Source organism: Paenibacillus sp. RUD330, from assembly GCF_002243345.2.
Lineage (GTDB): Bacteria > Bacillota > Bacilli > Paenibacillales > Paenibacillaceae > Paenibacillus_O.
The window spans coordinates 3,253,860-3,277,879 of the sequence record NZ_CP022655.2; the positions used below are offsets into that span (position 1 = coordinate 3,253,860).

The window sequence follows — 24,020 nt, forward strand, 5'->3', positions numbered from 1 at the left end:
TCCGGTATTCTCCCAAGTTCCCTTTACTTTATTTTAATATACTAGAAAAGAGATGCCAACCTCGGCACCATGGATTTCGGGAAAGGAAGGCCGGAAGGCTTATCGGAAGCCCGAAACCCGGGACTTCGGAGGCCCGGAATCCGGGGATTTCGGCCCTCTTCGCCGCGACGTCCTCCTGCCGGCTTCTAGGTGGAAAAAATAGAGTTGTCCGTCTGTGCAGATGTATTTTCCGAGGCCGTCGACACCATCCAGACCTATCGATTTCCACTGCAAAAAACCCGAATCCAGCGATGGGATTCGGGTTTTTGCGGTTCTTGGAGTCAATCAGCCTTTTTAGTCAGCCTAGCGATATAAAAGCCGTCGCTGCCGAAATGCTGGGGCAGCAGCTGCAGGGAGCCGTCGAAGACAGCTTCCTCCGCGCCGGCCACTCCGGCCGCCCGCAGCGGCTCCAGCACCTTCTCCGGCCAGCCGCCGGGATCCAGCGCATATTCGGGATGGCGTCCCAGGAATGCGGCGACCTGTCCGGCGTTCTCCGAATGCTCGATCGTGCAGGTGCTGTACAGCAGCACTCCTCCCGGCTTGACCAGGCCGGCCGCCGCCTCCAGCAGGCGGGTCTGGAGCGCGGCGATGTCCTTGATGTCGCCCTCGGACTTCGTCCACTTGATTTCCGGCTTGCGGCGGATGACGCCGAGACCGGAACAAGGCGCGTCCAGCAGGACGAGATCGAACGACTCCGCCGGATACAGCCGTCCGAGCTCCGCGGCGTCCCCGGTAACGGGATGCACGGCCCGGAGGCCGAGCCGCTTGGCGTTGTCCTCGATCAGCGCCAGCTTGTGGGCATGCAGGTCGTTCGAGACGACCTCGCCTCGATCGCCCATCAGCTCCGCCAGATGCGTCGACTTGCCGCCCGGAGCGGCGCAGCAGTCCAGGACGCGGCTGCCGGGCCGGGGATTCGCCGCAGCGGCGACAAGCATCGAGCTCTCGTCCTGTATGCTCCATAATCCTTTGGCGTAGCCGTCGGTCATGGCCAGATTGCCGCCGCGATCCACGACAATGCCGGAATCCGGCAGAGCCGATGCCGGCCGGGCGGCGAGTCCCGCCTCTTCCAGCAGGCGCAGCGCCTCGGACGGCGTCGTCCGCAGCGGATTGAGCCGCAGGCTGCCGTGCGGCGCCTCGTTGCCCGAGGCCATGACCGCTTCCGCAGCCTCCTCGCCGAGAGCGGAGATCCAGCGCTCAGCCAGCCACTGCGGATAGGAATGCCGCAGCGACAAGCGGCGCGGCGCGTCCGCTTCGGCAGCGAAGGTTTCGGCCTTCAGCCGAGGCAACTGCCGCACGACGCTGCGCAGCACGCCGTTCACCATTCCGGCGATGCCGGAGTGGCCCCGGCGGCGGCCGATGTTGACGGCCTCGTTCACAGCCGCATGAGCGGGAACCCGGTCCAGATAGACGAGCTGGTACAGGCTCATCCGCAGCAGGGAGAGCACCCATGGCTCCAGCTTGCGCAGCCCCTTGGGAATGAAGCCCGCCAGCCAGTGGTCGAGCGTAAGCCTGCGCTGCAGCGTGCCGTACACAAGCTCGGTCGCTAGGCCGGAATCCGCGCGGGACAAGCCGGAGTCCAGCAGCGCGCGGTTGAGCTGCAGATTGCTGTAGGCTCCATCCCGCTCGACGCGGATGAGAGCGTCGAGCGCGAGCTCGCGCGCGCTGCGAGGCTGCCTGGAGGCTGCGCTGCCGCGGCTATGCTGTCCTTGCCCGGCAGCCTGGCGCTCTGCGCCTTTGCCTGCGGCAGGCTTTGTACCGGAGCCGGCTTGTCCGGATGCGTTCCGGACCGGCGCCGAGCCTTGCCGGCCGCGCTGGCCGGCTGAGGCCTGCGCCTTCGCCGGCTTAGGCGGAGCCTGGCCGCCGGCCTTGGCCATGCCGCCGGCTTTGGCGCCGCTGCGGCCTGCCGCGCCGGGGCCGCCGGCTTGTCCGCCCGGCCCGGTCGTGCGGCCGCTCACAGCGCTTCTCCGCCGGCTTCGATGCCGAAGACGGCGCCGCGCTGCAGCCTCGCGCCCTTCAGCCACTCGGCGGCGGCCATCGCGCGCTTGCCTGCGGGCTGGATCTCCGTCAGCAGCAGCCGGCCGCTGCCGCATTGCACGACGATGCCTTCTTCGCCGGCATCGACCACTTCGCCGGGCGCTCCGCTGCCGCCCTCACGCTCGACCCGGCAGGCGCGAACCTTGAAAGGCTCGCCGCCCAGCAGCGTGAAACCGCCCGCCATCGGCGAGAGGCCGCGCACCTGGTTGAACAGCTCGCGCGCACCGCGGCTCCAGTCCAGACGCTCGTCGTCTCGGCTGAGATTGGGCGCGTACGTCGCCTCGCTGTCATCCTGCGGAACGCGGGGAGCCTCTCCGGCCAGCAGCTGCGGCAAGGTGTCGGCCAGCAGCCGGGCTCCGGCGTCGCTGAGCTTGGCGAACATCGTCCCGGAATCGTCCCCGTCCGTGATCGGCACGACGACGCGGCTGATCATGTCGCCGGTGTCGAGGCCTTCCGCCATATGCATGATCGTCACTCCGGTCTCCGTCTCGCCGTTCATGATGGAGCGCTGGATCGGAGCGCCGCCCCGGTATTTCGGCAGCAGCGAGCCATGGACGTTGATGCAGCCGAACCGGGGCATCTCCAGCACCGCAACCGGCAGAATCTGCCCGAAGGCCGCCGTCACGATCAGCTCGGGAGCAAGCAGCTTCAGCTCCTCCACCGCTTCCGGCCGGCGCATGCGCTCCGGCTGAAGCACGGGCAAGCCGTGCTCCAAAGCGGCGGCTTTGACCGGGGGAGGGGTAAGCTCCCGCTTGCGGCCCTTCGGACGGTCCGGCTGAGTCACGACGCCGACCACCTCGCAGCCGAGGCTGCGGGCTTCAGGCCCGAGCAGCCACAGCAGCGAAGGGACCGCGAAGTCCGGCGTACCCATGAAAACAATGCGCATCGGCTTCCTCACTCCCCGTCTTCGCGGCGGTCGCGGGCGGACCCGTCGTACAGCTCTTCCGCCAGGTCGATGAACAGAATGCCGTTCAGATGGTCGACCTCATGCTGGAACGCGCGCGCCAGGAAGCCTTCCGCCTCCACCTCGAAAAATTCGCCATCGCGGTTCTGGCCGCGCACCTTCACCTTTTCGGCGCGGCGCACATCCCCGTTGAGGTTGGCGATGCTGAGGCAGCCTTCCGGTCCGAACTGCTCTCCCGAGCGCTCCAGAATTTCCGGATTGACCATCTCGATCAGGCCGTTCTCGTCGCCGACGTCGACGACGATGACACGCTTGGAGATGCCGACCTGAGGCGCGGCCAGACCGACGCCTTCCGCGTCGTACATCGTTTCCGCCATATCCTTGAGCAGCTTATGGAGATTGGAGTTGAACTTCGTGACTTCCTTGGCGACCTCGCGCAGGACGGAGTCGGGATTTTGAACGATAAGCCGAATGGCCATGATGGATGCACCTTCCTTGATTGCTTCGTAGTAGTAGACGCCTGGGCCGGATGTAGAAGGATATGTCGGGACAACAGGCGATAAGGCCTATTTCTATAAAATCATTTGGGGATCCACATCGACGCTGAACAGCACGCCGGAACGCGCCGCCTCCGCTTCGGTGCGGGTTATCGCTTCCTTGACGAGCATGGAAGCGTCGACGGCTCCCCTGTATTTGATCATGCACTGGAACCGGTATTTGTCCTTCATCCGCGATATCGGGGACGCGACAGGACCGAGCAGGTCGAACGCCCGCTCCCCGCCGCTCTGCAGCGGCGCCAGCACGCCTCTCTCGGCGGCAAGAGCCCGCAGCTTGCTTGCGAAGCGGTCGCTTACCGAAGAGAGGGTGGCGAGCTGCTCATGGGACATCGTGACGAGGATAAGCCTGCAGAAAGGCGGGTAGCCCATCATGCGGCGATGCTTCATCTCCTCCTCCACGAAGCCTCCGTAATCATGGTGCTGAGCGGCCGTGACGGCGTAATGGCCGGGGTTGTACGTCTGGATGACGACCTCCCCCGGCAGATGATGGCGTCCGGCGCGGCCCGCGACCTGCGTCAGCAGCTGGAACGTCCGCTCGCCCGCCCGAAAATCGGGCAGGTTGAGCGACGTATCCGCCGCGATGACGCCGACAAGGGTCACGTACGGGAAATCAAGCCCTTTGGCGACCATCTGGGTGCCGAGCAGCACATCCGCCTTGCGTTCGCCGAAGAGCGTCAGCCATTTCTCATGGGCGTTCTTCTCCGTCGTCGTGTCGACGTCCATCCGGATGACCCGGATGCCCGGGAACAGCTTCGCCAGCTCCTCCTCCACCTTTTGCGTGCCCGCTCCGAAATACCGGATCTGCTCGCTGGAGCAGGACGGGCATGTCCGGGGCGCAAGCTCCGCATGGCCGCAGTAATGGCAGCGCATCGCGCGCGTCTTCTGGTGGTAGGTGAGCGAGATGTCGCAATGCGGGCACACGGCCGTGTACCCGCAGGAGCGGCAGATGACGAAGGTGGAATAGCCCCGCCGGTTGAGCAGAAGCACGGATTGCTCTCCCCGTTCGAGCCGGGCTTGCAGCCCTTCATGAAGATCGCGGCTGAACATGGAGCGGTTCCCGCTTTTCAGCTCATCCCGCATATCGACAATCTTGACGGGCGGAAGCGGCCGCGCCCCTACCCGTTCGCTGAGCTCCAGCAAAGCCCCGTTGCCGCCCGCGCCTCCGCGGACGGCTGCCGCGAAACTTTCGAGCGACGGCGTCGCCGAGCCGAGCACGACGACGGCGCCTTGCTGCCGCGCGCGGCGCACGGCGACCTCGCGGGCATGATACTTCGGCGTTTCTTCCTGCTTGTAGCTGGATTCATGCTCCTCGTCGATGATGACCAGGCCGAGCTTGCCGAACGGTGCGAACACGGCGGAGCGCGCGCCGATCGCCACCTTGGCGCCGCCGCGGCGGATCCGCCGCCATTCGTCGTAGCGCTCTCCGCTCGAGAGGCGGCTGTGCAGGACAGCGACCTCGTCTCCGAAGCGCCCCTTGAACCGCTCCACCATCTGAGGCGTCAGGGAAATCTCCGGCACGAGGACGATCGCCTCCATGCCGAGCTCGAGAGCCCGCTGGATGGACTGCATGTAGATCTCGGTCTTGCCGCTCCCCGTCACTCCATGCAGCAGGAACGTCGCCGGCTCCGGAGCTTCCACCGCAGCCTTCAGCCGCACGAAAACTTCCCGCTGCGCATCCGTCAGCGGCAGCGGCTCGCTGCGCCGGAACTCGCGGCCGGCATAAGGATCCCGCTGCTGCTCCGCCTCGCGGATCGCGATCAGGCCCTTGGCCTCGAGCGCCTTGGCGGAGGAGGCGCTGGCGCCCGTCTCCGACAGCATCGCCTGCAGCGTGACCGGCCCGCTCAGTTCAAGAACATATTCCAGCAGCTCCCGCTGCCGGGCAGCCTGCTTCGACATCGCGGACAGCGCCGCCTCCGCGGCGGCCCGATCCTCGGGCGGATACACCGTCAGCTGCTTGCGGACGGCGAGCCGGTCCCGGATCGATGTCTCTTCGGCCAGCACTCCCGCAGCGAGCGCCCGCTTGATCGCCGCGCCGGCTTCCGGGTACCGCTGCGCGACGAGATCCAGACGCATGTCGCCGGAGCGCCGCAGCTCCTGGACCAGAGCCGGAGGCAGCTGCTCCAGGGGCAGCTGCTGCTGGGCGACCGCAGCCTGGACCATGCCCTTGCCATCGTTCCAGCCGGCCGCAGCGTTTCCCGCGGCGGCGGAATGACCCTCCTGCCGCCCCGAAGCCGATCCGGCGTTCCCGGACGGCTCGGCGTGCAGGAGATTGGCCTTCCCGTCTCCGTCTTCCGCAAGGCGGATGTACCGTTCGGCCTTTCCTTTGATCGCGGCAGGTATCATCGCCTGCAGCGCTGCCGTCCAGGTGCAGCAGTACTTCCCGCTCATCCACTGGGCGAGCTCGACCAGATCGGGAAGGAGCGGCGGCAGCGGATCCAGCAGCTCGGCGATCGGCTTGAGCTTTCCGGCGCTGTCGGCCGGGGCTTCGTCGGACAGGCTGACGACGAAGCCCTGCACGGTCCGTCCGCCGAATGGAACGCCGACACGGCTGCCCGGCTCGATCCACTCCTCCATGGCGGGCGGCACCTCGTAGCTGAAGGGCCGGTCTGTCTGGCGGCTCGGCACATCGACGATGACGCCGGCGATCATGATTCCGATCCCTCCGGCTCCTTCGAGCCGATCCGTTCCGCGACAAGGCGCAGCAGCCGCTCGCCGGCGCCGCGCTTGCTCATGACGGGCAATGATTCAACGAGACCGTCCTTGTCGAAGATCCGGACCGCATTGGTGTCGCCGTTGAAGCCCGCCCCCTCCATCGAGACGTCGTTGCCGACGATGAGATCGCAGTTCTTGCGGCGCAGCTTGTCCATCGCATGCTCGTCCAGAGACTCCGTCTCGGCGGCGAAGCCGACCAGAAACTGGCGCTTCTTGCGCTCGCCCAGAGCGGTCAGGATGTCGGCCGTCTTCTCCAGCTCAAGGACAAGCGTGCCGCCCGTCTTCTTCAGCTTGGAGGTATGCCGCACGACGGGCCGGTAGTCGGCGACTGCCGCCGCCTTGACCACGATGTCGGCGTCGTCGAAGACGCTGCCCGCCGCCTCCAGCATCTCCTGCGCGGATTCGACGCGCAGGATCTTCATGCCTCCGGGAAGCGGCTGCGACACGCGGCCGGCGATCAGCGTCACATGCGCGCCCATATCGCGGGCGGCTTCCGCGATGGCAAAGCCCATTTTGCCCGACGAATCATTCGTCAGATAGCGGACGGGATCAAAGCGCTCGACCGTGCCTCCCGCCGTCACGACTACCTTCTTTCCTTCCAGCAGCTTGCCCGAAGCGAAAAACCGCTCGACCGCCAGCACGATCTCCTCCGGCTCGGCCAAGCGGCCCTTGGCCACGTAGCCGCAAGCGAGCTGGCCGGTTCCGGGGTCGATGAAGCGGACTCCCCGGCTGCCGAGCAGCTCCATATTCGCGACCGTCGCCGGATGCTCGTACATGTGGACATTCATCGCCGGAGCCGCGATGACCGGAGACGTCGCGGCGAGCAGCGTCGCGCCAAGCATGTCGTCGGCCAGCCCCGCCGCCAGCTTCGCGAGCGTGTTGGCCGTAGCCGGCGCGAGCAGGATCAGGTCGGCCTTGTCCGCCAGCTCGATATGGGACACGACGGAGGGATCGCGCTCGTCGAAGGTGTCCAGATAAACAGGGTGGCGGGACAGCGTCTGCAGCGTCAGCGGCGTGATGAACTTCGCCGCCGATTCCGTCATGATGACATGCACCTCGGCGCCGGCCTGGACCAGCTTGCTGCATAGAGCGGCGCCCTTGTAGGCCGCGATGCCTCCCGTTATTCCCAGAACGATTCTTTTTCCCTGAAGCATGGGGTGTTCTCCTCCCTCATCGGCAAATGCCACCCGGCACCGGCCACTCCGCCGGGTTTGCTTCCGCTAAAAAAATAACAACCGCAGAGGGTTGTTAAGCGTACCGCTATGCTGCTATCTATCATGCGCTTCCGCAGCCGGGCTGCGGCCGGCATGTCCTAGTCTTCGTTGCGCTGCTCCACTTGCACGAGGTCGTGGTAGATCTCCTCGAGGGCGACGCCTACCTGCTTATGGGATTTCTGTCCGCGCAGCTCGGTCTTCTCTCCGTCCCTCAGGGCACGCGCGCGGCGCGATGCCGCGACGACCAGGGAGTACTTGCTGTCGACTTTCTTCATCATCTCGTCAATGGATGGATACAACATGGCTAATCACTCCGTTTCAGGCTTTTTCGGATGCGGTCTGCATATCATGCGCGAGCCCCGCCAAATAACGTTCCTTGCGGCAATGCTCGGCGGTGACGATGCTCTGGATCCGGTGGCAGGCCGCGTCGATCTCGTCGTTGACGACGGCGTAGTCGTAATAGCGGATGAGGTTGATCTCCTCGGCGGCGACGGACATCCGGGAATCGATGACCTCCTGGGTTTCCGTGCCGCGTCCGGTGATGCGCTGCTTCAGGACGTCGAGCGAAGGAGGCATCAGAAAAATAAAGACGCCCTCGGGAAACGTTTCCTTGACCTTGAGCGCTCCCTGGACTTCGATCTCGAGAATGATATCCTTGCCGCTGTTGATGGTGCTCTCCACGAAGTCGCGGGGAGTGCCGTAATAATTGCCCACGTACTCCGCATATTCCAGCATGGCTCCGCGAGCCATCATGTCCTGGAACTGCTCCCGCGACTTGAAGAAGTAATTGATGCCGTCCGTCTCTCCCTGTCTCGGGCTGCGGGTCGTCGCCGACACCGAGTAGACCAGCTCCGGCATCTTGTGGCGGAGCACGGAGCATACCGTGCCTTTGCCGACGCCGGAAGGTCCGGACAATACGATTAATAATCCCTTATTCATAATACTCCCCGCTATTATTCGTCGTGATCGTCATCCTTCGCGGACAACCGGTGCGCGACCGTCTCCGGCTGCACGGCCGACAAAATGACATGGTCGCTGTCCGTAATGATAACCGCCCGCGTGCGCCTGCCGTACGTGGCGTCGATAAGCATGTGGCGATCCCGCGCTTCCTGAATGATTCTCTTGATCGGCGCCGATTCCGGACTTACGATCGAGATGATCCGGTTAGCCGATACGATGTTGCCGAAGCCGATATTGATGAGCTTGATAGCCATGTCAGGTTCTCCCTCCGGACAGATTGGAACAGATAGCGGTCTTCCCAAAAAGACCCGCCATCTGGCAATGGGCAGAACCATTGCAACTAGTGTTGACACAAAAAACACGGCGCAAACGTTCCGTCCGCCGCTCCGGCGGCCGTCCCAAGCGTCATCCCGTTCCGCACCCGGGCATAAGCCCAGGCGGACAGTCGTGTACCTATTCTAATCGATATTCGCCAAACGAACAAGGTTCAATGCGATTTCGCGAGAAAAATAGAATTCGAGGCGTAATTTGCGCCTCTGAACGCCGCCTTCTGCTCTCGCCGGCCATCATCCCCCGGCAGCCCGCTCTTGGATGAAGCCCGCCTTATCCGTCCGCCGGAAAAACGGCCTCCGGCAGCCTGTTCGCCGCAAAGAGGATCTTGCGGAACCGCCGGCTCATGATCTCCGCTGCGCGATGCCTTCATCCGGACAAAGCAAAGATCCGCCCTCGCGGGCGGATCTTCTCCATGGGCTCGGACAGCTCCCTACACGGTTCCGCGGAATGCTTCCGCCGCCGGTCCGGTCATGTACACATGATTGTCTTCTTCGTTCCATTCGATCAGCAGATCGCCGCCCTTGAGGGAAACCGTCGCCTTGCGGTCGGTCAGCCCGTTGAGCACGGAGGAGACGACGGTCGCGCAGGCTCCCGTGCCGCATGCCAGCGTCGGGCCCGCGCCGCGCTCCCATACGCGCATGTCGGCCTGGCTGCGGGTATTGACGGTCACGAACTCGACGTTCGTCTTGCGCGGGAACAGCGGATGCGTCTCCAGCTTGGGGCCCCAGGCGGCAAGGTCGAATCCGGCCGCGTCGTCGACATAGATGACCGCATGGGGGTTGCCCATCGATACGGCCGTGAACCGGAACTCCCGTCCGTCCACTTCGACCGGATGCCCGATGACCCGGTCGGCATCGACCGTCGTCGGAACCTGCAGCCCCTGCAGGATCGGCTCCCCCATGTCGACGCGGATGAACGCCGCCTTGCCGTCTTGCGGGGTGATCTCGACCTGCTGCACGCCGGCTCCAAGCGTTTCAATCGTCAGCCGTTCCTTATCCGTATGGCCGTTGTCGAAGACATACTTGGCTACGCAGCGGATCGCGTTGCCGCATTGCTCCGCCTCGGAGCCGTCGGAATTGATGATGCGCATGCGGAAGTCCGCCCTTGCGGAAGGCAGGATATAGACGAGCCCGTCGGCTCCGATGCCGAAGAAGCGGTTGCACAGGGACACCGCAAGCTCGTCCGCTCCGGCCGGAAGGTCCTTTTCTCCGAATACGACGATAAAATCATTGCCAAGGCCGTGCATTTTGGTGAATTCCACGATAGATGCTCTCCTTTTGATATGCCGAAGCATTGATGGCCTGCTGGTCGCCGCCGCTGCGGGCGGCCGTCGTAATTAGGATAGCGCATCAAGCCGGGCAAGGCTATTCCCGATTGCGTCTAAGATTTGTACTTTTTCCCCGCGTCTATCCGTTGACCGAGTCGAACGCAGCCGGGTACCGGACGATCCCGGATATCCCTTCCAGCGCTCCCGCCAGCAGCTCGACGGCCATGAAGGCTTCCTCGGGCACGGGAAAAGGGGCTTCTATGCCGGATGGACGGGCTGGCCGGAAGCCGAACCTCGGATAGAACTCCGGGTGGCCCAGCACGATGGCATGGCGGAAGCCCAGCTCCGCGGCTCGCTCGAGCCCTTCCCTGACCAGCTCCGAACCGATTCCCCGCTGCTGGAATTCCGGCTTGACGGCCATCGGAGCGAGCGCCAGCGTCGGCTCCGGCTTCCCTTCCGGCGTCTCGACCGAGGCGACGCTGAAGAGAATATGTCCGATGAGCGCGCCATCCTCTTCCGCCACCAGCGACAGCTCCGGGACGAATGCGGCCGAAGCCCGGACAGCCGCCACCAGCAGGGCTTCGTCCTCCCTGCCGAACGCCAGGGCGTTGATCTCATGGATGGCGCCGATGTCCCGCGGCATTTCCGTTCTTATTCTCATCCTGCACGGCCTCCTTGGATGCTTCCTTGTTTCCTTTATTATAGCCTCCTCGGACTTCCGGGGTAAAACGCGGCAAACCCCCCGGCATCCGGCCGGGGGGCTTGCTTTGAACGGCCACAACGACGCGCGCTCCGAAATCCGCTCAGCGGACGCTGGTCTGACCGCCCGTGTAGGAGATGCGGGCTTTCGGCTTGCGCCGCTTGGACGATCCCAGCACGCTGCCCACTCCCATCAGGAACGTCGGGATGCCGCCGGCCACGAAGACGAGGCACCATTCGCGGAAGCCGATCGGAACCGTCTTGAAGATCGGCTGCAGGGCGGGAACATACACGACGGCCAGCATGAGGCCCAGCGAAGAAAGGACCGACAGGACCAGATATTTGTTCTGCAGCATGTTGCGGTGGAAGATCGACCTGGAGCTGCGGCAGTCGAACACATGGATGAGCTGCGCCATGACGAGCGTCACGAAGGCGACGGTCTGGGCGAGCACCAGTCCGTCCGCGTTTTGCGGAGCCGTCCTCAAGGTGATCCAGAACGCGCCCAGCGTGCAGACGCCGATCAGCACGCCGCGGCTGACGATCTTCCATCCGAGGCGGCGGGCAAAAATATTTTCCTTGGCGGACCTCGGCTTCTGCGTCATGAGGTCGCTCTCGGCCTGATCGACGCCCAGAGCCATCGCCGGCAGCCCGTCGGTCACAAGGTTGACCCACAGAATCTGGATCGGAAGCAGCGGCAGCGGCAGTCCGGCCATCATCGCCAGGAACATCGTCAAAATCTCCCCGACATTGGAAGCCAGCAAATAACGGATGAACTTGCGGATATTCTCGTAAATGCCCCTTCCTTCCTCGATCGCGGCCACGATGCTCGAGAAGTTGTCGTCTCCGAGCACGAGCGAGGAAGCTTCCTTGGACACATCCGTGCCGGTGATGCCCATGGCGATGCCGATATCCGCCGCCTTGATGGCTGGGGCGTCGTTGACGCCGTCTCCCGTCATGGCGACGACATGCCCCTTGCGCTGGAGCGACTTGACGATGCGCAGCTTGTGCTCGGGCGAGACCCGCGCGTAGACGTAGATGTTGTCGACCACCTTGTCCAGATCGTCGTCGGACATGCCGGCAAGCTCGCGTCCGCTGATCGACAGCCCGCCGCGCGGCATGATGCCGAGCTGGGCGGCGATCGCTTCGGCGGTCAGCTGGTGGTCTCCCGTAATCATGACCGTCTTGATGCCGGCGCGGCGGCATGTGGCGATGGCGCCCTGGACTTCCCGGCGCGGCGGATCGATCATCCCGGTAAGGCCGGCGAATATGAGCTGGCACTCCGTGTCCTCAGCGCTCTCGCATTTGTCATGCGGACGCAGATCCCGGTAAGCCAGTCCGAGCACCCGCAGCGCGGACTGGGCCATGCCCTCCTGCGCCTGCTGCACCTTCTGCCGGAGCGTGCCGGTGAACGGCACGACCTTGCCTTCCCACAGAATATAGGAGCAGCGCTCCAGGAGCATGTCCGGCGCGCCCTTGACACAGGCGATCCGGCCTCCTTGATGCGACACGACCACGGACATGCGCTTGCGCTCCGAGTCGAACGGGAATTCCTGCTCGCGCTTGTACAGGCCGCCGAGCGAGCTTTGGCTTAGCCCCATCTTGGCCGCCAGCACGACGAGCGCGCCTTCCGTCGGATCGCCCTTGAGCGTCCATTCCTCCTTCGGCTCTCCCTGGCCGCCTTTGCTTTTGCGCTCTTCCCCTTCCTCCGCATGGATCAGCTCCGCATTGTTGCACAGAGCCGCGACCTGCAGCATGCGCCGCAGCGAAGGATCGTCCTTGGCCTCTATCTGCTGGCCGTCCGCGTAGCAGCCTCCGGCGGGCTCATACCCTTCTCCGGTGACCTCGAACTGGCGGCTTCCGCTCCAGATGCGGGTGACCGTCATTTTGTTCTGCGTCAGCGTGCCGGTCTTATCCGAGCAGATGACGGAGGCGCAGCCAAGCGTTTCGACCGACGGCAGCTTGCGCACGATCGCCTTGCGCTTGATCATGCGCTGGACGCCCAGAGCGAGCGCCACCGTCACGATTGCCGGCAGCCCTTCCGGAATGGCCGCCACCGCCAGGCTGACGCCCGCGAGGAACATTCCGTAGGCGGGCTGGCCGTGCAGGATGCCGGCCACGACGACCATCACCGTCAGGAAAAGCGCGACGACGATGAGGATTTTGCCCAGCTGCTCCAGCCTGCGCTGCAAAGGCGTCTCCATCTCGTCCGTCTGCTGGATCAGATCGGCGATCTTGCCCATCTCCGTATTCATGCCTGTTCTCACGACGATGCCGGTGCCGGTGCCTCCGGTCAGCATCGTGCCCATGAAGCCCATATTCCGCATGTCCCCGAGCGGCAGCTCTTCCTCGGCGATCGCGAGGCAATGCTTGCTCACCGGCACGGATTCCCCGGTCAGCGCCGACTCCTCGGCCTGGCAGCTGTTGGCTTTCAAGAAGCGCAGGTCGGCCGGAACGCGGTCGCCGCTTTGCAGCAGCACGATATCGCCCGGCACGAGCTCGCTGGCCGGAACCGCATCCGATTTGCCGCCGCGCAGGACATGGGCGGTCGGAGCGGACAGCTCCTTGAGGGCGCGCAGCGAACGCTCCGCCCTGAACTCCTGCACGAATCCGAGAATCGAGTTGATGACAATGATGGCGATGATCGTAATCGCGTCGAGATATTCCCCCAGCAGACCCGAAATCAGCGTCGCCCCGATGAGGACGAGCACCATGAAATCCTTGAACTGGTTCAAAAACAGCTTCACCGGCGACAGCTTCTCTCCTTCGGACAGCTCGTTGCGGCCATGCTCGGCCAGCCGCTTGGCAGCCTCCTCCGCCGATAGACCGTTGTCCGGAGAGCTGCCGAGCTGGCCCAGCAGCTGTTCCTCCGTCAGCTGGTGCCAATTCCTATTCTCCATTCGACTCTTCTCCCTCCCGCAGATGGCACGATAATGCTGCGGGCAGCACCCGCAAGGCTCTAGGACACTATATGAGGACAATCCCCGAAATATCCCTTGTCCTTGTGGTTATGGTAGAATAAGACGGCAAAACAACCTGCGCCGCGTGGACGACAAGGCGCGCACGAAAGGAACGACCCTCATGGCATTGGACGGCATCGTAACCCGCGCCGCCGTAAGCGAGCTCCAGCAGCTCGTCGGCGGACGCATTCATAAAATCCATCAACCGACCGCGCACGATCTCGTTGTTCAGACCCGCGGAGCAGGCGGGGGACGCAAGCTTCTGATCTCGGCCAACCCGACCTATCCGAGAATCCACTTCACGGAACGCAGCTACCAGAATCCGATGGAGCCGCCGATGTTCTGCATGCTGCTGCGCAAATACTGCGAAGGCGGCCAGATCGAAGCGGTCCGCCAGGTCGGCATGGAGCGCGTCATCGAGCTGGACATCCGCCAGCGCGACGAGCTTGGCGATCTGACGCTGAAGACGATCATCATCGAGCTCATGGGCCGCCACAGCAACATCATTCTGGTCGATACCGCGACGAGAACGATCCACGACGGCATCCATCACGTGACGCCGGCGATCAGCAGCTACCGCATCGTCATGCCGGGCACAGCCTATACGGCTCCGCCCGACCAGCACAAGAAGGACCCGCTCCAAATAACGCAGGAAACTGATTTCGCCCGCATTCTGAGCGAGGCGGCTGGCGGCGAAGCCGATGAGGCTCTGACCCGCCAGCCGCTCGACAAGCTGCTTGTCGCGGCGCTGAGCGGCTTCAGTCCCTTGCTGGCGCGGGAGCTGGCCTACCGCGCCGGCTCCGTCGAAGCCGGCGATGGCTCGGAGCTGCATCGGCTGTGGACCGTCTTTTCCTCCTTCATGGAGTCGGTGCGCGGCGGCAGCTACGCTCCCAACATCGTGGAGACGCCGGCCGGCAAAAGCTATTTCTCCATTATCGAACTGACGCATCTGGAAGGAGAGCGCCGCGGCTTCGAGAGCATGAGCCAGTGTCTGGAAGCCTTCTATGGGGAAAAGGCGAGCCGCGACACCGTCAAGCAGCGGGTATCGGACATGATCCGCTTCCTCCAGAACGAGAAAGCCAAAAACGTCAAGAAAGTGGACAAGCTGAACGAGACGCTGGAAGAAGCGAAGGGCGCCGACAAATACCGCATTCTCGGAGAGCTGCTGACGACCTACATGCATGCCTTTTCCAAAGGCGACCGTTCCGTGGAGCTGGAAAACTACTATGACGAGAATGCGGCAAGCGTCACGATCGAGCTCGATCCGCAGCTCTCCCCATCGGACAACGCCCAGCGGTATTTCCGGCGCTACACGAAGTTCCGCAACAGCACCGAAGCGGTGAAGGAGCAGATGGCGCTCGCCGGCACCGAGATCGCCTATCTCGACTCCCTGCTGCAGCAGCTGGATACCGCTTCCCTGGAGGATATCGAGGAAATCCGCGAGGAGCTTGTAGCGGAAGGCTACCTGCGCGCGCGCGGGAAGCGGGGAGCGAAGCGCAAGAAGGCGGCTAGGCCCGCCCTGCTCTGCTACACGTCATCCGAGGGCATCGCCATCTATGTAGGCAAAAACAATACGCAAAATGAATACTTGACCAACCGGCTCGCCTCCCAAGGCGATACTTGGCTGCATACGAAGGATATTCCCGGCTCCCATGTCGTCATCCGTTCCGCCGAATTCGGGAACGCTACGCTCGAGGAGGCCGCCATGCTGGCCGCCCGCTTCAGCCAGGCCCGCAGCTCCAGCATGGTTCCGGTCGACTACACGCTGATCCGCCACGTGCACAAGCCGAGCGGCTCCAAGCCGGGGTTCGTCATCTACGACCGGCAGAAAACGCTCTTCATCACCCCGGATGAAGCCCGCCTGCAGGAGCTTCCATCCGTTGTCAAAGCTTGATGACCGCGGCATTGCCGCTATTCCCGGGCTGAACTCGTCCGGCTTCGGAAAATGGGACCTCCCTTGGAATCCCTGAAGACGTTCGGGAGAAAGGGCCGGCTCCAGCATTTTTCAAAGGGGAAGGAATGCCTATGCGCTTTTTGACAGCAGTTCTGATCCGTCCCCTGGCGAGCTCGCTGCTCCTCCTCTGCTTGTTTGCAGCATGGGCTCTGCTGATCGGAAGGCATCATGCCGCCGTCTTCGACGAGCGGGTGGCCGATGCCGTCCAGGGAATCGCCTCCCATCCCTTGACAGCCGTCATGAAGGGATTTACGACAGCGGGCTCCGGCCCTTGGGTCGCAGGAATCATGCTTGTGATCGCCGCCGCTTTGCTCCTCCTCGGCTATCGCAGGGAGCTGATCTTCTTTGCCGGCGTAATCGTCGGGTCCAGCCTGCTGAACCTGCTGCTCAAGCTTGTTTTTCGCCGCGCCAGACCGGATGTCCACCGGATCATCGACGCGGCGGGCTACAGCTTTCCGAGCGGCCATTCCATGGCTGCCTTCACGCTTTACGGCATTACCGTCTATTTCCTTTGGAAGCATCTGGCCCGCTTCTGGATGAAGGCCGCCGCCGTGTCGGCGGGAATCGCCATGATCCTCATGATCGGAATCAGCCGGATCTATCTGGGCGTCCATTACCCCAGCGACGTGCTGGGAGGCTATCTGATCAGCGCAGCCTGGCTGACGGCAAGCATCGGATGGTATGAACGCTATCTGAAGGAGAGATGGAGCTCGAGGAAGCGACGCTCCGCCGGCCGCGGCTGACAGCAGCGGCTCAAGGAAGGGCGTAGCTCGCCGAATGGATAAAAAGAAAGCCGGCGCTGACTGGGGACTGACCCCCTGCAGCGCCGGCTTTCTTTTTATGCGGGATGGGAAAGGATCCCCGTCCTGCCTTCATGCGAGCGTCTGCCCTCTGCCCGCCTCTCGCCAAACCGGGCCCATAGCCTCGACATCAGCCCTTCATCCGTTCCATGAGCGCCCTGGCATCCACGGTCCGGCTTCCCAAGTCGCCATGGCGAATCTCCCCGCCGCGGCTGCCGTGATAGTCCGAGCCGCCGGTCGCAAGAAGGCCGTGCCTCTCGGCAAGACGCGCATACTTGAGTTCCTCCTCCGGCGTATGGTCGGAGTGGAAGGCTTCGATTCCGGCCAGTCCCCCGGCCGAGGCGAGCCTTTCCACTTCAGCGTCGTCATGGTACAGTCCGGGATGGGCCAGCACCGCTGTTCCGCCGGCCTCGACGATCCAGCGTATGCCCTCCTCGGGCGTTATGCGCGGAATCTCCACATAGGCCGGAGCTCCTTCCGCGAGATAAAGCTCGAATGCTTCGCGTACAGTGGACACGGCGCCAGCCTTCACAAGAGCGGCGGCGAAATGCGGGCGTCCCAGGCTCGCCGGAACGCCTCCTCCTCCCAGCGCCGCGGCATCCAGCACCTGGCCCAGCGTCAAATCGATGCCCAGTTGTCCAAGACGCCGGAGCAGCAGCTCGTTGCGCCGTTCCCGGACTTTCCCCTGCGCGGAGAGGCGCTCCAGCCAGAGCGGATCGCTCCGGTCGGGGCCGTATCCGAGCACATGGATGTCCTTGCCGCCCCGCGCCGTGCTCAGCTCCACGCCTGCAATGACGATGACGCCGGATCGCTCTCCTTGAAGCTTCGCCTCCTCGACGCCATCCATCGTATCATGGTCCGTCACGGCTATCGCGTCCAATCCCCGAGCCGCCGCTCTGGCAACGAGCTCGGCCGGCGAATCCATTCCGTCCGACGCCGTCGTATGCGCATGCAGATCCGCGCGGATTACAGCCATTGGGCGAGATCCCTGCCTCTCAGGAAGCTGAGGAACGACACGGCCGGTTTCGGCAGCAGCGCCGACTTCAAATAGATCGAATAAAACTCCCGGGTGAAATCGGCGTCCGCAATGGCCACCGTCTCCAGCAGGCCGAGAGCCAGCTCATGCTTGATGGAGGAAGCGGAGATGAAGCTCATGCCGACTCCCGCCTCCACGGCCGACTTGACCGCGCCGGTGCTGCCGAGCTCCATGACGATGTTCAGGTCTTCGGCATCGATGGATTTCATCGCCAGCTGATCCTCCATGACCTGCCTCGTGCCCGAACCTTGCTCGCGCAGGACGAGCGGGTACGTGATGACTTCCGCAAGGGTGACTTCGCCCCGTCCCGACAGCGGATGGCCGGGACCGACGATCAGCTGCAGCTCGTCGCTCAGCACCGGCTCGGTATGTACGTCCGGATGGCTGACCGGAGCTTCGAGCAGGCCGAAGTCGAGCTGATGGTTCAGGATGTGCTCGAGAATCTGGGTCGTGTTCATGATCTTCATGCGGATGGAAATATCCGGATGCTCCTTGTTGAACGGTCCAAGCAGCCGCGGCAGGATGTACTCTCCGATCGTCAGGCTCGAGCCGAGCTGAAGACGTCCCTTGAGGCCCTTCGCGTAACGCGCCATGGCCGTATCCGCATCCCGGATCAAGTCCATGCTCCGCTTGGCATAGGGCAGCAGGACGCTCCCCGCGTCCGTCAGCTCGATTCTCTTCGTGGACCGGAGCAGCAGCTTCGTGCCGAGCTGGTCCTCCAGAGACTGGACCTGCATCGTTACGGCCGGCTGAGTCATGTGCAGTGCCTGCGCTGCCGCGGAAAAGCTGCCTTTTTCAGCGACCGTATAAAAAATATGCAGCTGATGGAAGTTGATGGCCACCTTGTCGTCATCCTTTCGGGCGGCATCGGCCTGATCCGGCTTCGGCTGCCGGCCGGACTTGCCCGCTCATTTTTTTGTTCATTATAACGTACCCGCGCATAAAACATAACTATCGGTATAAATAGAAAAAAACGGGCCTCGCCGCATAGGAGCAGAAAGCCCGTTTCCACTATTGTCATCTACATCCATAATAATTGGTATAATATGTCATTTCCTTTTGCGGCTATTTTTGATCAGGGTCATGCGCCGGGAATGCCGCAGCCAGGAGTAATAGGACTTTAAGTCCCTAAGCTCGATCGTTTCCGACATTCTTCCCAAAAATGTGACGACGATCATTTTCTGGAGCGGTGTGCCGGCAAGATCGAATTCCTTCTCCGAATCGCTAAATTCCGCCACGAAAACCAGGTCGTCGTCGATGAGGTAGACGTCCTCTTCGTTCCGGTAATAGGATTCGATCCGTCCTTGCTTGAGACACTGCCAGATATAATCCGCGATGTCGTCGAAACCGGTCTTGACGCTCTCTACCCGGTCCGCCCAGCGGAGCTTCGCATGATGAGTGATGATGACATCCGCCACTCGCTTATCGCCCAGTTCAACATGGAACGTCTCATACGTGTTCCAGCGTTCCGTCGTTCTATCCTTCATCTTGTCCACTCCTCCCTGGGAAGCAGGCCTTTATATCTAGTTTATGATTAGGTTTATTCTACCATGTCTATTTCCAATTTCAAATTAAAAAATAGGACTCTCCATTATTGTCACATTTTGGGTTTTTATAAAAGAAAAAAGACCCCCGCCCGCCAGAGGTCGAAGGTCTTGAGCCGCCGAAGCCGGACGCTGCATCTACATGCTGTAGAAACGCGTTTTATCCGGATTTTCCTTGGTGTATTCCGTCTTGATCTCGTTCCGGAGGGAGCGTTCCGTCTTCTTGACGTACGGCAGGCGATGAATGTTGCGCAGCGTCTCTTCCTCGCGCCCCGAATCGATATAGATAACGGCATAGTGCAGCCGCCGCGAAATGTAATGCACGTTGCCGTACTTCTCCAGGCTGCGGGCCGACTTGACGTCGCTCACCCAGACGATGTAGCCCGTGCGCTGTTCAGGGAACGCAGCCGCTTCGACGGCCGGCATCGACTCGGAATGCTCCATCAGCCGCACCCCCCGCTTCCGCAGCTGCAGGAGCCGCCTCCGCCGCAGCCGCCCGACGGCAGCGGATTGTTGCCCGGCACCTTGATCGAGCCGGATACCGATTCGGCGATCATCAGGGATACGTCATAGAGCAGCGTATCGACGACCTCCTCGGCTTCCTTGTAGCGGCGGATGCATTCCACCTGCGCCATCTCGGCTTCGACAGCCTTCACCTTATCCTTGGCCGCATGGTAGTCGGGATGGAACCTTCCGAAGCGCTCGCATTCGGAGAAGAATTCCTTCGCCCGGTTGAATCTCGCCCTCAGCGAGGCGACTTCCGGGTTGTGTTCGACTTCGTTCTTCCAATATAAATAATCCGCCACTTCGGCCGATTGGTTGATGTAATCGCCTAGTTCATAGGCGCAGAGCACGACTGGCGCCATATCCAGCGGCGTCTGCTCCGCAATCTCAAGCTGCTGCAAGATCGGTCCACTCCTTCCTGCCGGGGAAGGTCTCCTTCCGGCTTGCTCCTATCATAGCATACCCGATTGAGCTTCGGTAGACGCCTTCAGCGGGCGGCCGCATTTCCGGGCATGAGCAGCCGTATTCGGCCGACTTGGCCGGGAATCAGCATTGCCGGCACTCGGGCCTCATTGTCCTTCCGGTAGAAGCCTTCCGCGGCCCAGCCGTCGCCGTCCCCCTGGACTTGGAGCGGTACGAATATCCCGGCGCTTTCCCCGTCATGAAGCTCCACGGGAATATGCAGCCGGACCGCGCTCTCCAGCAGCTGGCGGCAGGTGGACGGGCGATAGCTGCGCGGGACGCCTGTCCATGCAGCGGGCAGCTTCTCCGCCTGCAGGACAAGCCCAGGCTGCACCTCGGCCGGCGGCGCCGGTTCGAGCGCGGCAAAGGTCAAGGAAGGGTCCGACGACTGCCAGGAAGGCCTGCCGGCGAGTCCGGCTGCTTCTTCCCCGCTCTCCTCGACGGCGAAGAGGGCGCTGCGGCTCCCCGTCCCGGGCAAGCCTTGCGCCAGAAGCGTTTCCACCGGCGGCGGCAATGCCATTCCCGAGGCGCCGGACAGCCATTCCCGCAGCTGTCCCGCCCCAATGCCGAGCGCCGCCGCCCTTTTCAGGGATTTCTCTGTCAGCCGGTAGGCGGTGAGCTCCCTCACTTCTCCCCGTTCGGCAGCCAGCTCCAGCGGCCAGAGCTGACGATACGACGTCCAGGCTCCCGCCCATATATCTCCGTCAGGCTGCAGCAGAAGAGGCTCGTCCCCATCCGAATCCTCCTCTTCGCGGCCTTCGGCAGAGAGCAGCAGCCGGAAGCAGGACTTTCCCTGCTCCGTCTCGCCCCATTCGGCCCAGCCGCAGCCCGCCAGCCATTCCAGCAGCCCGGCATGTGCCGGGCTGTCCCGGCCCGGACGGCCGGCTGGCCAGCCGAAGCGGGACCGGCATAGAAGCTCCAGCCTGGGCACGCTGTACCAGACATCCTCCCTCAGGCTGGAGACGACGGACGCAGCGGCGGCCGCTTCCGCCGAATGGCGGACGGCCCGATCCAATATCCATCGGAACAGCCTCCTTTCCCGCTCCATCAGAGGCTCGTCAAGCCATGTCCGCAGTTTCTGCACATCCCAGCTCCAGGCTGCTCCAGGACGCAATATGCCGCTGCTGAAAGACCAGTCGAGCACGAGCGCGACCGATCCGGGATAGTCCAGCCTCAAGGAAGGATCCAGCCGGATAAAGGATTCGGGGTTCAAGCCCGCTGCCTGCTCCAGAGCTTTGACGGTGCCCCGATGAAGCTTTCCTTTCACGGTGAGGACCGGTCCGCTCCGGGCAAGCTCCGCCAGAGCCCCCAGCAGAGCGCGGCTGTACAGAGCGCCGCCTCCGCTCACTGCCGACGCGGCGCTGCGGCGCGCCAGCTTTTCTTCCGCGGAAGTCCACGGGCAGGCGACCGCCGCCCAGTTCAAGTACGAGCCGGCCGTCACGGCGACGGCGCGCTCTCCCCAGAAGCGCAGCCTCGCTTGAACGGCTCCGGCAGCCTGCAGGCCGGACAGGCCGGCGCGCAGCTCCAGTCCCGACCAGCAGCCTGCGGCGGCTTCCTCCAGCAGCCGCTCCTCCTCGGCCGGATGGACGCCGAATCTCGTCAGCAGGCAGCGGAGCACATCCTTCGAGACCGGACTCAGGCGGCTCCAGATCTCCGCCTCCGGATCCGCTCCGGAGAAGGGTCCGGCAGAGCCCGGCTGCTCCGGCCTATGCGCCGGACCGCTGCGTCCCGGGGTGAGACGGACGGCTTTGCTGCGCTCCCAAGGCTTGTCCGAGCCCATCATAATGACCCTCTTTCCGCAATCTCGTACGTATAGCCCTGCTCGATCATGAACAGCTGCCGCTTCAGGGCGAATTCCGTTTCCTTCGTCCCTTCCGTCACGACCGTATAGAAGTAAGCCCGGTTATCTTCCTTCGGGCGCAGCAGCCTGCCAATCCGCTGCGCTTCCTCCTGACGGGAGCCGTAGCTCCCCGATACTTGGATGGCGACGGCCGCGTCGGGCATATCGATCGCGAAATTCGCGACTTTGGATACGACCAGTACGGGCAAGCTTCCGGAATTGAAGCGGCTGTACAGCTCCTCGCGCTCCTCGGGCGGCGTGCTGCCCGACAGCACGGGAGCTTCGAGCTGCCTCCCGAGGCTGGACAGCTGCCGCAGATACTGGCCGATGACGAGCGCCGGCTTCCCCGGATGCTTCTCCAGTAGCCGGCGCACCGCCTCCGCCTTGCGGGGATTTTCTCCGGCGAGCCGCAGCTGGGTGCGGGCTCCCGCCGCATCGTATGTTGCCCCGTCTTCCTCCGCCAGCGGCACCCTCACCTCCCGGCAGCTGACCGCGGCGATCCAGCCTTCGCGCTCAAGCGCCTTCCACGGCAGCTCGAACAGCTTGGGGCCGATCAGGGAAAACACATCCTCGGCGCGCCCGTCCTCTCGTACGAGCGTCGCTGTCAGACCCAGCCTCCGCGTCGCCTGCAGCTCGGCGGTCAGCCGGAATACGGGAGCCGGAAGCAGATGCACCTCGTCATAAATGATGAGGCCCCAATCCCTGCGGCTGAACAGATCCATATGGCCTCCGCTGCCCCGGCGCCCCATAATCTGATACGAGGCGATGGTGACCGGCCGCACTTCCTTCTTCTCCCCCGTATATTCGCCGATGTCATCTTCTGCGATCGTCGTCTTCTCCAGCAGCTCGCGCCGCCACTGCCGCACGGAGGTCGAACCCGATGTCAGGATCAGCGTCGCGCAGCCGAGCCTGGCCAGAGCCGCGGCGCCAACGACGGTCTTGCCCGCTCCGCAAGGCAGCACGATGACGCCGCTGCCGCCCGCTCCCTGGACGCCGTCCCGGCAAAACCGCTCCACCGCTTGCCGCTGGTAGTCCCTCAGCCGGAACGGCTTGCCCGAGGGCAGCTCGCCGCGCAGGCCGATGCTGAGCGCCTCGCCTTCCCGGTAGCCGGCATGGTCGACGACCGGCATGCCCATCCGCAGCAGCTCTCTCTTCAGATCTCCCCGGCGTTCGCCCGGAACGGCGATGCCATCGGCTGCGCGGGCCGCTCCCCATGAAGCGATGCTCTCGTCCGTAATTTCCCGCAGCCTTGCGGCGGGTCCGGACAGCAGCAGCGCGCCCCCGATCGCGGTCAGCTCCAGCTCCCCGTACCTGCTGAGCCACTGCTTCACTTTGCCTGCGGCCGCTCCCGGCACCCCGTACCGCGCATTGGCTTCAAGGCAGTCCAGTATTTCTTCCGCCGGCTTGCCCTGGGAAGCAGCATTCCATACGCTCAGCGGGGTCATCCGGTAGGTATGCATCGTGCCGGGACGCTTGACGAGCTCCGCGAAGCCCGCGAGCGCTTCCCTGGCCTTTTCGGCTCCGGGATGGGCATCGTCCAGCAGCACCGTGCCGTCCTCCAGCACGACAAGCGGGCCGCTTTTCCGCTTCAGCATGTCAGCCAGCCTCCTTTTGTCACATCACTTGCCAATGCTGACAGTATGGGGCAAAATTCAGCCTTTTTATGCCGCTTGGGCCGTTCATGGGAGAACAGGAGCAAAAAGGCCGGCAGTCCCCGAAGGGACGCCGGCCTTTCCATTCCTATGCCTGTCAATGGACGAACGGGGACGGAGCCGCCTCGGAGATGGCGCTCAGCGCTTGTCCCGCTTCATCCGCGAATCTGTCGCGCACGGCGAGATCACCGATCGCGACAACGCCGATCAAGCGGCCGTCTTCCACGACGGGCAGCCTGCGGATTTCCTTTTCCGCGAACAGGCGGCCCGCTTCCTCGGCAGTGTCCTCCGGGCTCAGCGTGACCGGGTTCGGCGTCATGACTTCGATTACGGCGGTGGAGCCGGAATGCTTGACGGCGTACCCCCGCACGACAAGATCCCGGTCCGTCACCACTCCGACCAGCCTCTCTCCCTCGACGATCGGAACGAAGCCGATGCCATGGTCCTTCATCAGCACGGCCAGTTCATACACATTGTCCTTCAGCGTAGCAGTGATGCAGGGCTTGCTCATGATCTGTGATACCGCAAGTGGCATGCGCATGACCTCCCAAG

Annotated in this window: 21 protein-coding genes; 2 read left to right on the forward strand and 19 right to left on the reverse strand. The window is 63.4% G+C overall.

Annotation, left to right across the window (positions count from 1 at the left end; genetic code table 11):
* Positions 1–320 precede the first annotated feature (320 nt).
* The 11 genes from rsmB to CIC07_RS14800 form a co-directional block, all read right to left on the reverse strand.
* A complete protein-coding gene (gene rsmB, locus CIC07_RS14750) occupies positions 321–1,913 on the reverse strand; it encodes a 16S rRNA (cytosine(967)-C(5))-methyltransferase RsmB (RefSeq protein WP_083688069.1) in 1,593 nt (530 codons plus the stop codon).
* Between the two features lie 77 nt (positions 1,914–1,990).
* Positions 1,991–2,959, reverse strand: a complete 969-nt coding sequence (gene fmt, locus CIC07_RS14755; RefSeq protein WP_076355103.1) for a methionyl-tRNA formyltransferase — start codon at positions 2,957–2,959, stop codon at positions 1,991–1,993.
* Positions 2,960–2,967: 8 nt separating this feature from the next.
* Complete coding sequence (gene def / locus CIC07_RS14760; RefSeq protein WP_076355101.1) at positions 2,968–3,456, reverse strand: peptide deformylase; 489 nt, start codon at positions 3,454–3,456, stop codon at positions 2,968–2,970.
* A 93-nt stretch (positions 3,457–3,549) separates the two neighbouring features.
* Positions 3,550–6,183 (reverse strand): primosomal protein N', encoded by a 2,634-nt coding sequence (priA, locus tag CIC07_RS14765; RefSeq protein ID WP_076355099.1) that lies wholly within the window; start codon positions 6,181–6,183, stop codon positions 3,550–3,552.
* Positions 6,180–7,400 carry a bifunctional phosphopantothenoylcysteine decarboxylase/phosphopantothenate--cysteine ligase CoaBC gene (gene coaBC / locus CIC07_RS14770; RefSeq protein ID WP_076355097.1) on the reverse strand — a complete coding sequence of 407 codons (1,221 nt, stop codon included), beginning with the start codon at positions 7,398–7,400 and terminating at the stop codon, positions 6,180–6,182. Before coaBC ends, priA begins: the two co-directional genes overlap by 4 nt.
* Positions 7,401–7,558: 158 nt before the next feature.
* Positions 7,559–7,762: a DNA-directed RNA polymerase subunit omega gene (gene rpoZ / locus CIC07_RS14775; protein ID WP_048747187.1), complete on the reverse strand. Its 204-nt coding sequence runs from the start codon at positions 7,760–7,762 to the stop codon at positions 7,559–7,561.
* A gap of 16 nt (positions 7,763–7,778) precedes the next feature.
* The gene (gene gmk, locus CIC07_RS14780; protein WP_076355095.1) at positions 7,779–8,399 is read right to left on the reverse strand and encodes a guanylate kinase; all 621 of its coding nucleotides are present in this window, start codon (positions 8,397–8,399) and stop codon (positions 7,779–7,781) included.
* A gap of 14 nt (positions 8,400–8,413) precedes the next feature.
* Positions 8,414–8,674 carry an extracellular matrix/biofilm regulator RemA gene (gene remA / locus CIC07_RS14785; protein WP_006036475.1) on the reverse strand — a complete coding sequence of 87 codons (261 nt, stop codon included), beginning with the start codon at positions 8,672–8,674 and terminating at the stop codon, positions 8,414–8,416.
* A 509-nt stretch (positions 8,675–9,183) separates the two neighbouring features.
* Positions 9,184–10,014: a diaminopimelate epimerase gene (dapF, locus tag CIC07_RS14790; RefSeq protein ID WP_076355091.1), complete on the reverse strand. Its 831-nt coding sequence runs from the start codon at positions 10,012–10,014 to the stop codon at positions 9,184–9,186.
* Positions 10,015–10,159: 145 nt separating this feature from the next.
* Positions 10,160–10,681: a GNAT family N-acetyltransferase gene (locus CIC07_RS14795; protein ID WP_076355089.1), complete on the reverse strand. Its 522-nt coding sequence runs from the start codon at positions 10,679–10,681 to the stop codon at positions 10,160–10,162.
* A gap of 142 nt (positions 10,682–10,823) precedes the next feature.
* Positions 10,824–13,616: a calcium-translocating P-type ATPase, SERCA-type gene (locus CIC07_RS14800; protein ID WP_076355087.1), complete on the reverse strand. Its 2,793-nt coding sequence runs from the start codon at positions 13,614–13,616 to the stop codon at positions 10,824–10,826.
* Between the two features lie 181 nt (positions 13,617–13,797).
* On the opposite strand from CIC07_RS14800, the gene CIC07_RS14805 reads away from it, so the two are divergent.
* Together CIC07_RS14805 and CIC07_RS14810 are read left to right on the forward strand one after the other, a co-directional pair.
* Complete coding sequence (locus CIC07_RS14805) at positions 13,798–15,570, forward strand: Rqc2 family fibronectin-binding protein (protein ID WP_076355085.1); 1,773 nt, start codon at positions 13,798–13,800, stop codon at positions 15,568–15,570.
* Positions 15,571–15,701: 131 nt separating this feature from the next.
* Positions 15,702–16,373: a phosphatase PAP2 family protein gene (locus CIC07_RS14810; protein ID WP_076355083.1), complete on the forward strand. Its 672-nt coding sequence runs from the start codon at positions 15,702–15,704 to the stop codon at positions 16,371–16,373.
* Between the two features lie 187 nt (positions 16,374–16,560).
* Here the strand turns inward: CIC07_RS14810 and CIC07_RS14815 are convergent, their stop codons facing one another.
* From CIC07_RS14815 to CIC07_RS14850, 8 genes are all read right to left on the reverse strand, one after another.
* Positions 16,561–17,406 carry a PHP domain-containing protein gene (locus tag CIC07_RS14815; protein ID WP_076355081.1) on the reverse strand — a complete coding sequence of 282 codons (846 nt, stop codon included), beginning with the start codon at positions 17,404–17,406 and terminating at the stop codon, positions 16,561–16,563.
* Positions 17,397–18,308 carry a selenium metabolism-associated LysR family transcriptional regulator gene (locus tag CIC07_RS14820; RefSeq protein ID WP_076355079.1) on the reverse strand — a complete coding sequence of 304 codons (912 nt, stop codon included), beginning with the start codon at positions 18,306–18,308 and terminating at the stop codon, positions 17,397–17,399. Before CIC07_RS14820 ends, CIC07_RS14815 begins: the two co-directional genes overlap by 10 nt.
* A gap of 207 nt (positions 18,309–18,515) precedes the next feature.
* Positions 18,516–18,953, reverse strand: a complete 438-nt coding sequence (locus CIC07_RS14825; RefSeq protein ID WP_076355077.1) for a hypothetical protein — start codon at positions 18,951–18,953, stop codon at positions 18,516–18,518.
* Positions 18,954–19,148: 195 nt separating this feature from the next.
* A complete protein-coding gene (locus CIC07_RS14830; RefSeq protein ID WP_234992895.1) occupies positions 19,149–19,454 on the reverse strand; it encodes a YlbG family protein in 306 nt (101 codons plus the stop codon).
* On the reverse strand, positions 19,454–19,915 hold the full coding sequence (locus tag CIC07_RS14835) for a YlbF/YmcA family competence regulator (protein WP_307721783.1): 462 nt from the start codon (positions 19,913–19,915) through the stop codon (positions 19,454–19,456). Before CIC07_RS14835 ends, CIC07_RS14830 begins: the two co-directional genes overlap by 1 nt.
* Before the next feature lie 86 nt (positions 19,916–20,001).
* Positions 20,002–21,759 (reverse strand): hypothetical protein, encoded by a 1,758-nt coding sequence (locus CIC07_RS14840; protein WP_139334412.1) that lies wholly within the window; start codon positions 21,757–21,759, stop codon positions 20,002–20,004.
* On the reverse strand, positions 21,756–23,411 hold the full coding sequence (locus CIC07_RS14845) for a DNA repair helicase XPB (protein WP_076355073.1): 1,656 nt from the start codon (positions 23,409–23,411) through the stop codon (positions 21,756–21,758). The genes CIC07_RS14840 and CIC07_RS14845 overlap by 4 nt, the downstream gene beginning before the upstream one ends.
* A 154-nt stretch (positions 23,412–23,565) precedes the next feature.
* Positions 23,566–24,003, reverse strand: a complete 438-nt coding sequence (locus CIC07_RS14850; protein WP_076355071.1) for a CBS domain-containing protein — start codon at positions 24,001–24,003, stop codon at positions 23,566–23,568.
* Positions 24,004–24,020: the final 17 nt, after the last annotated feature.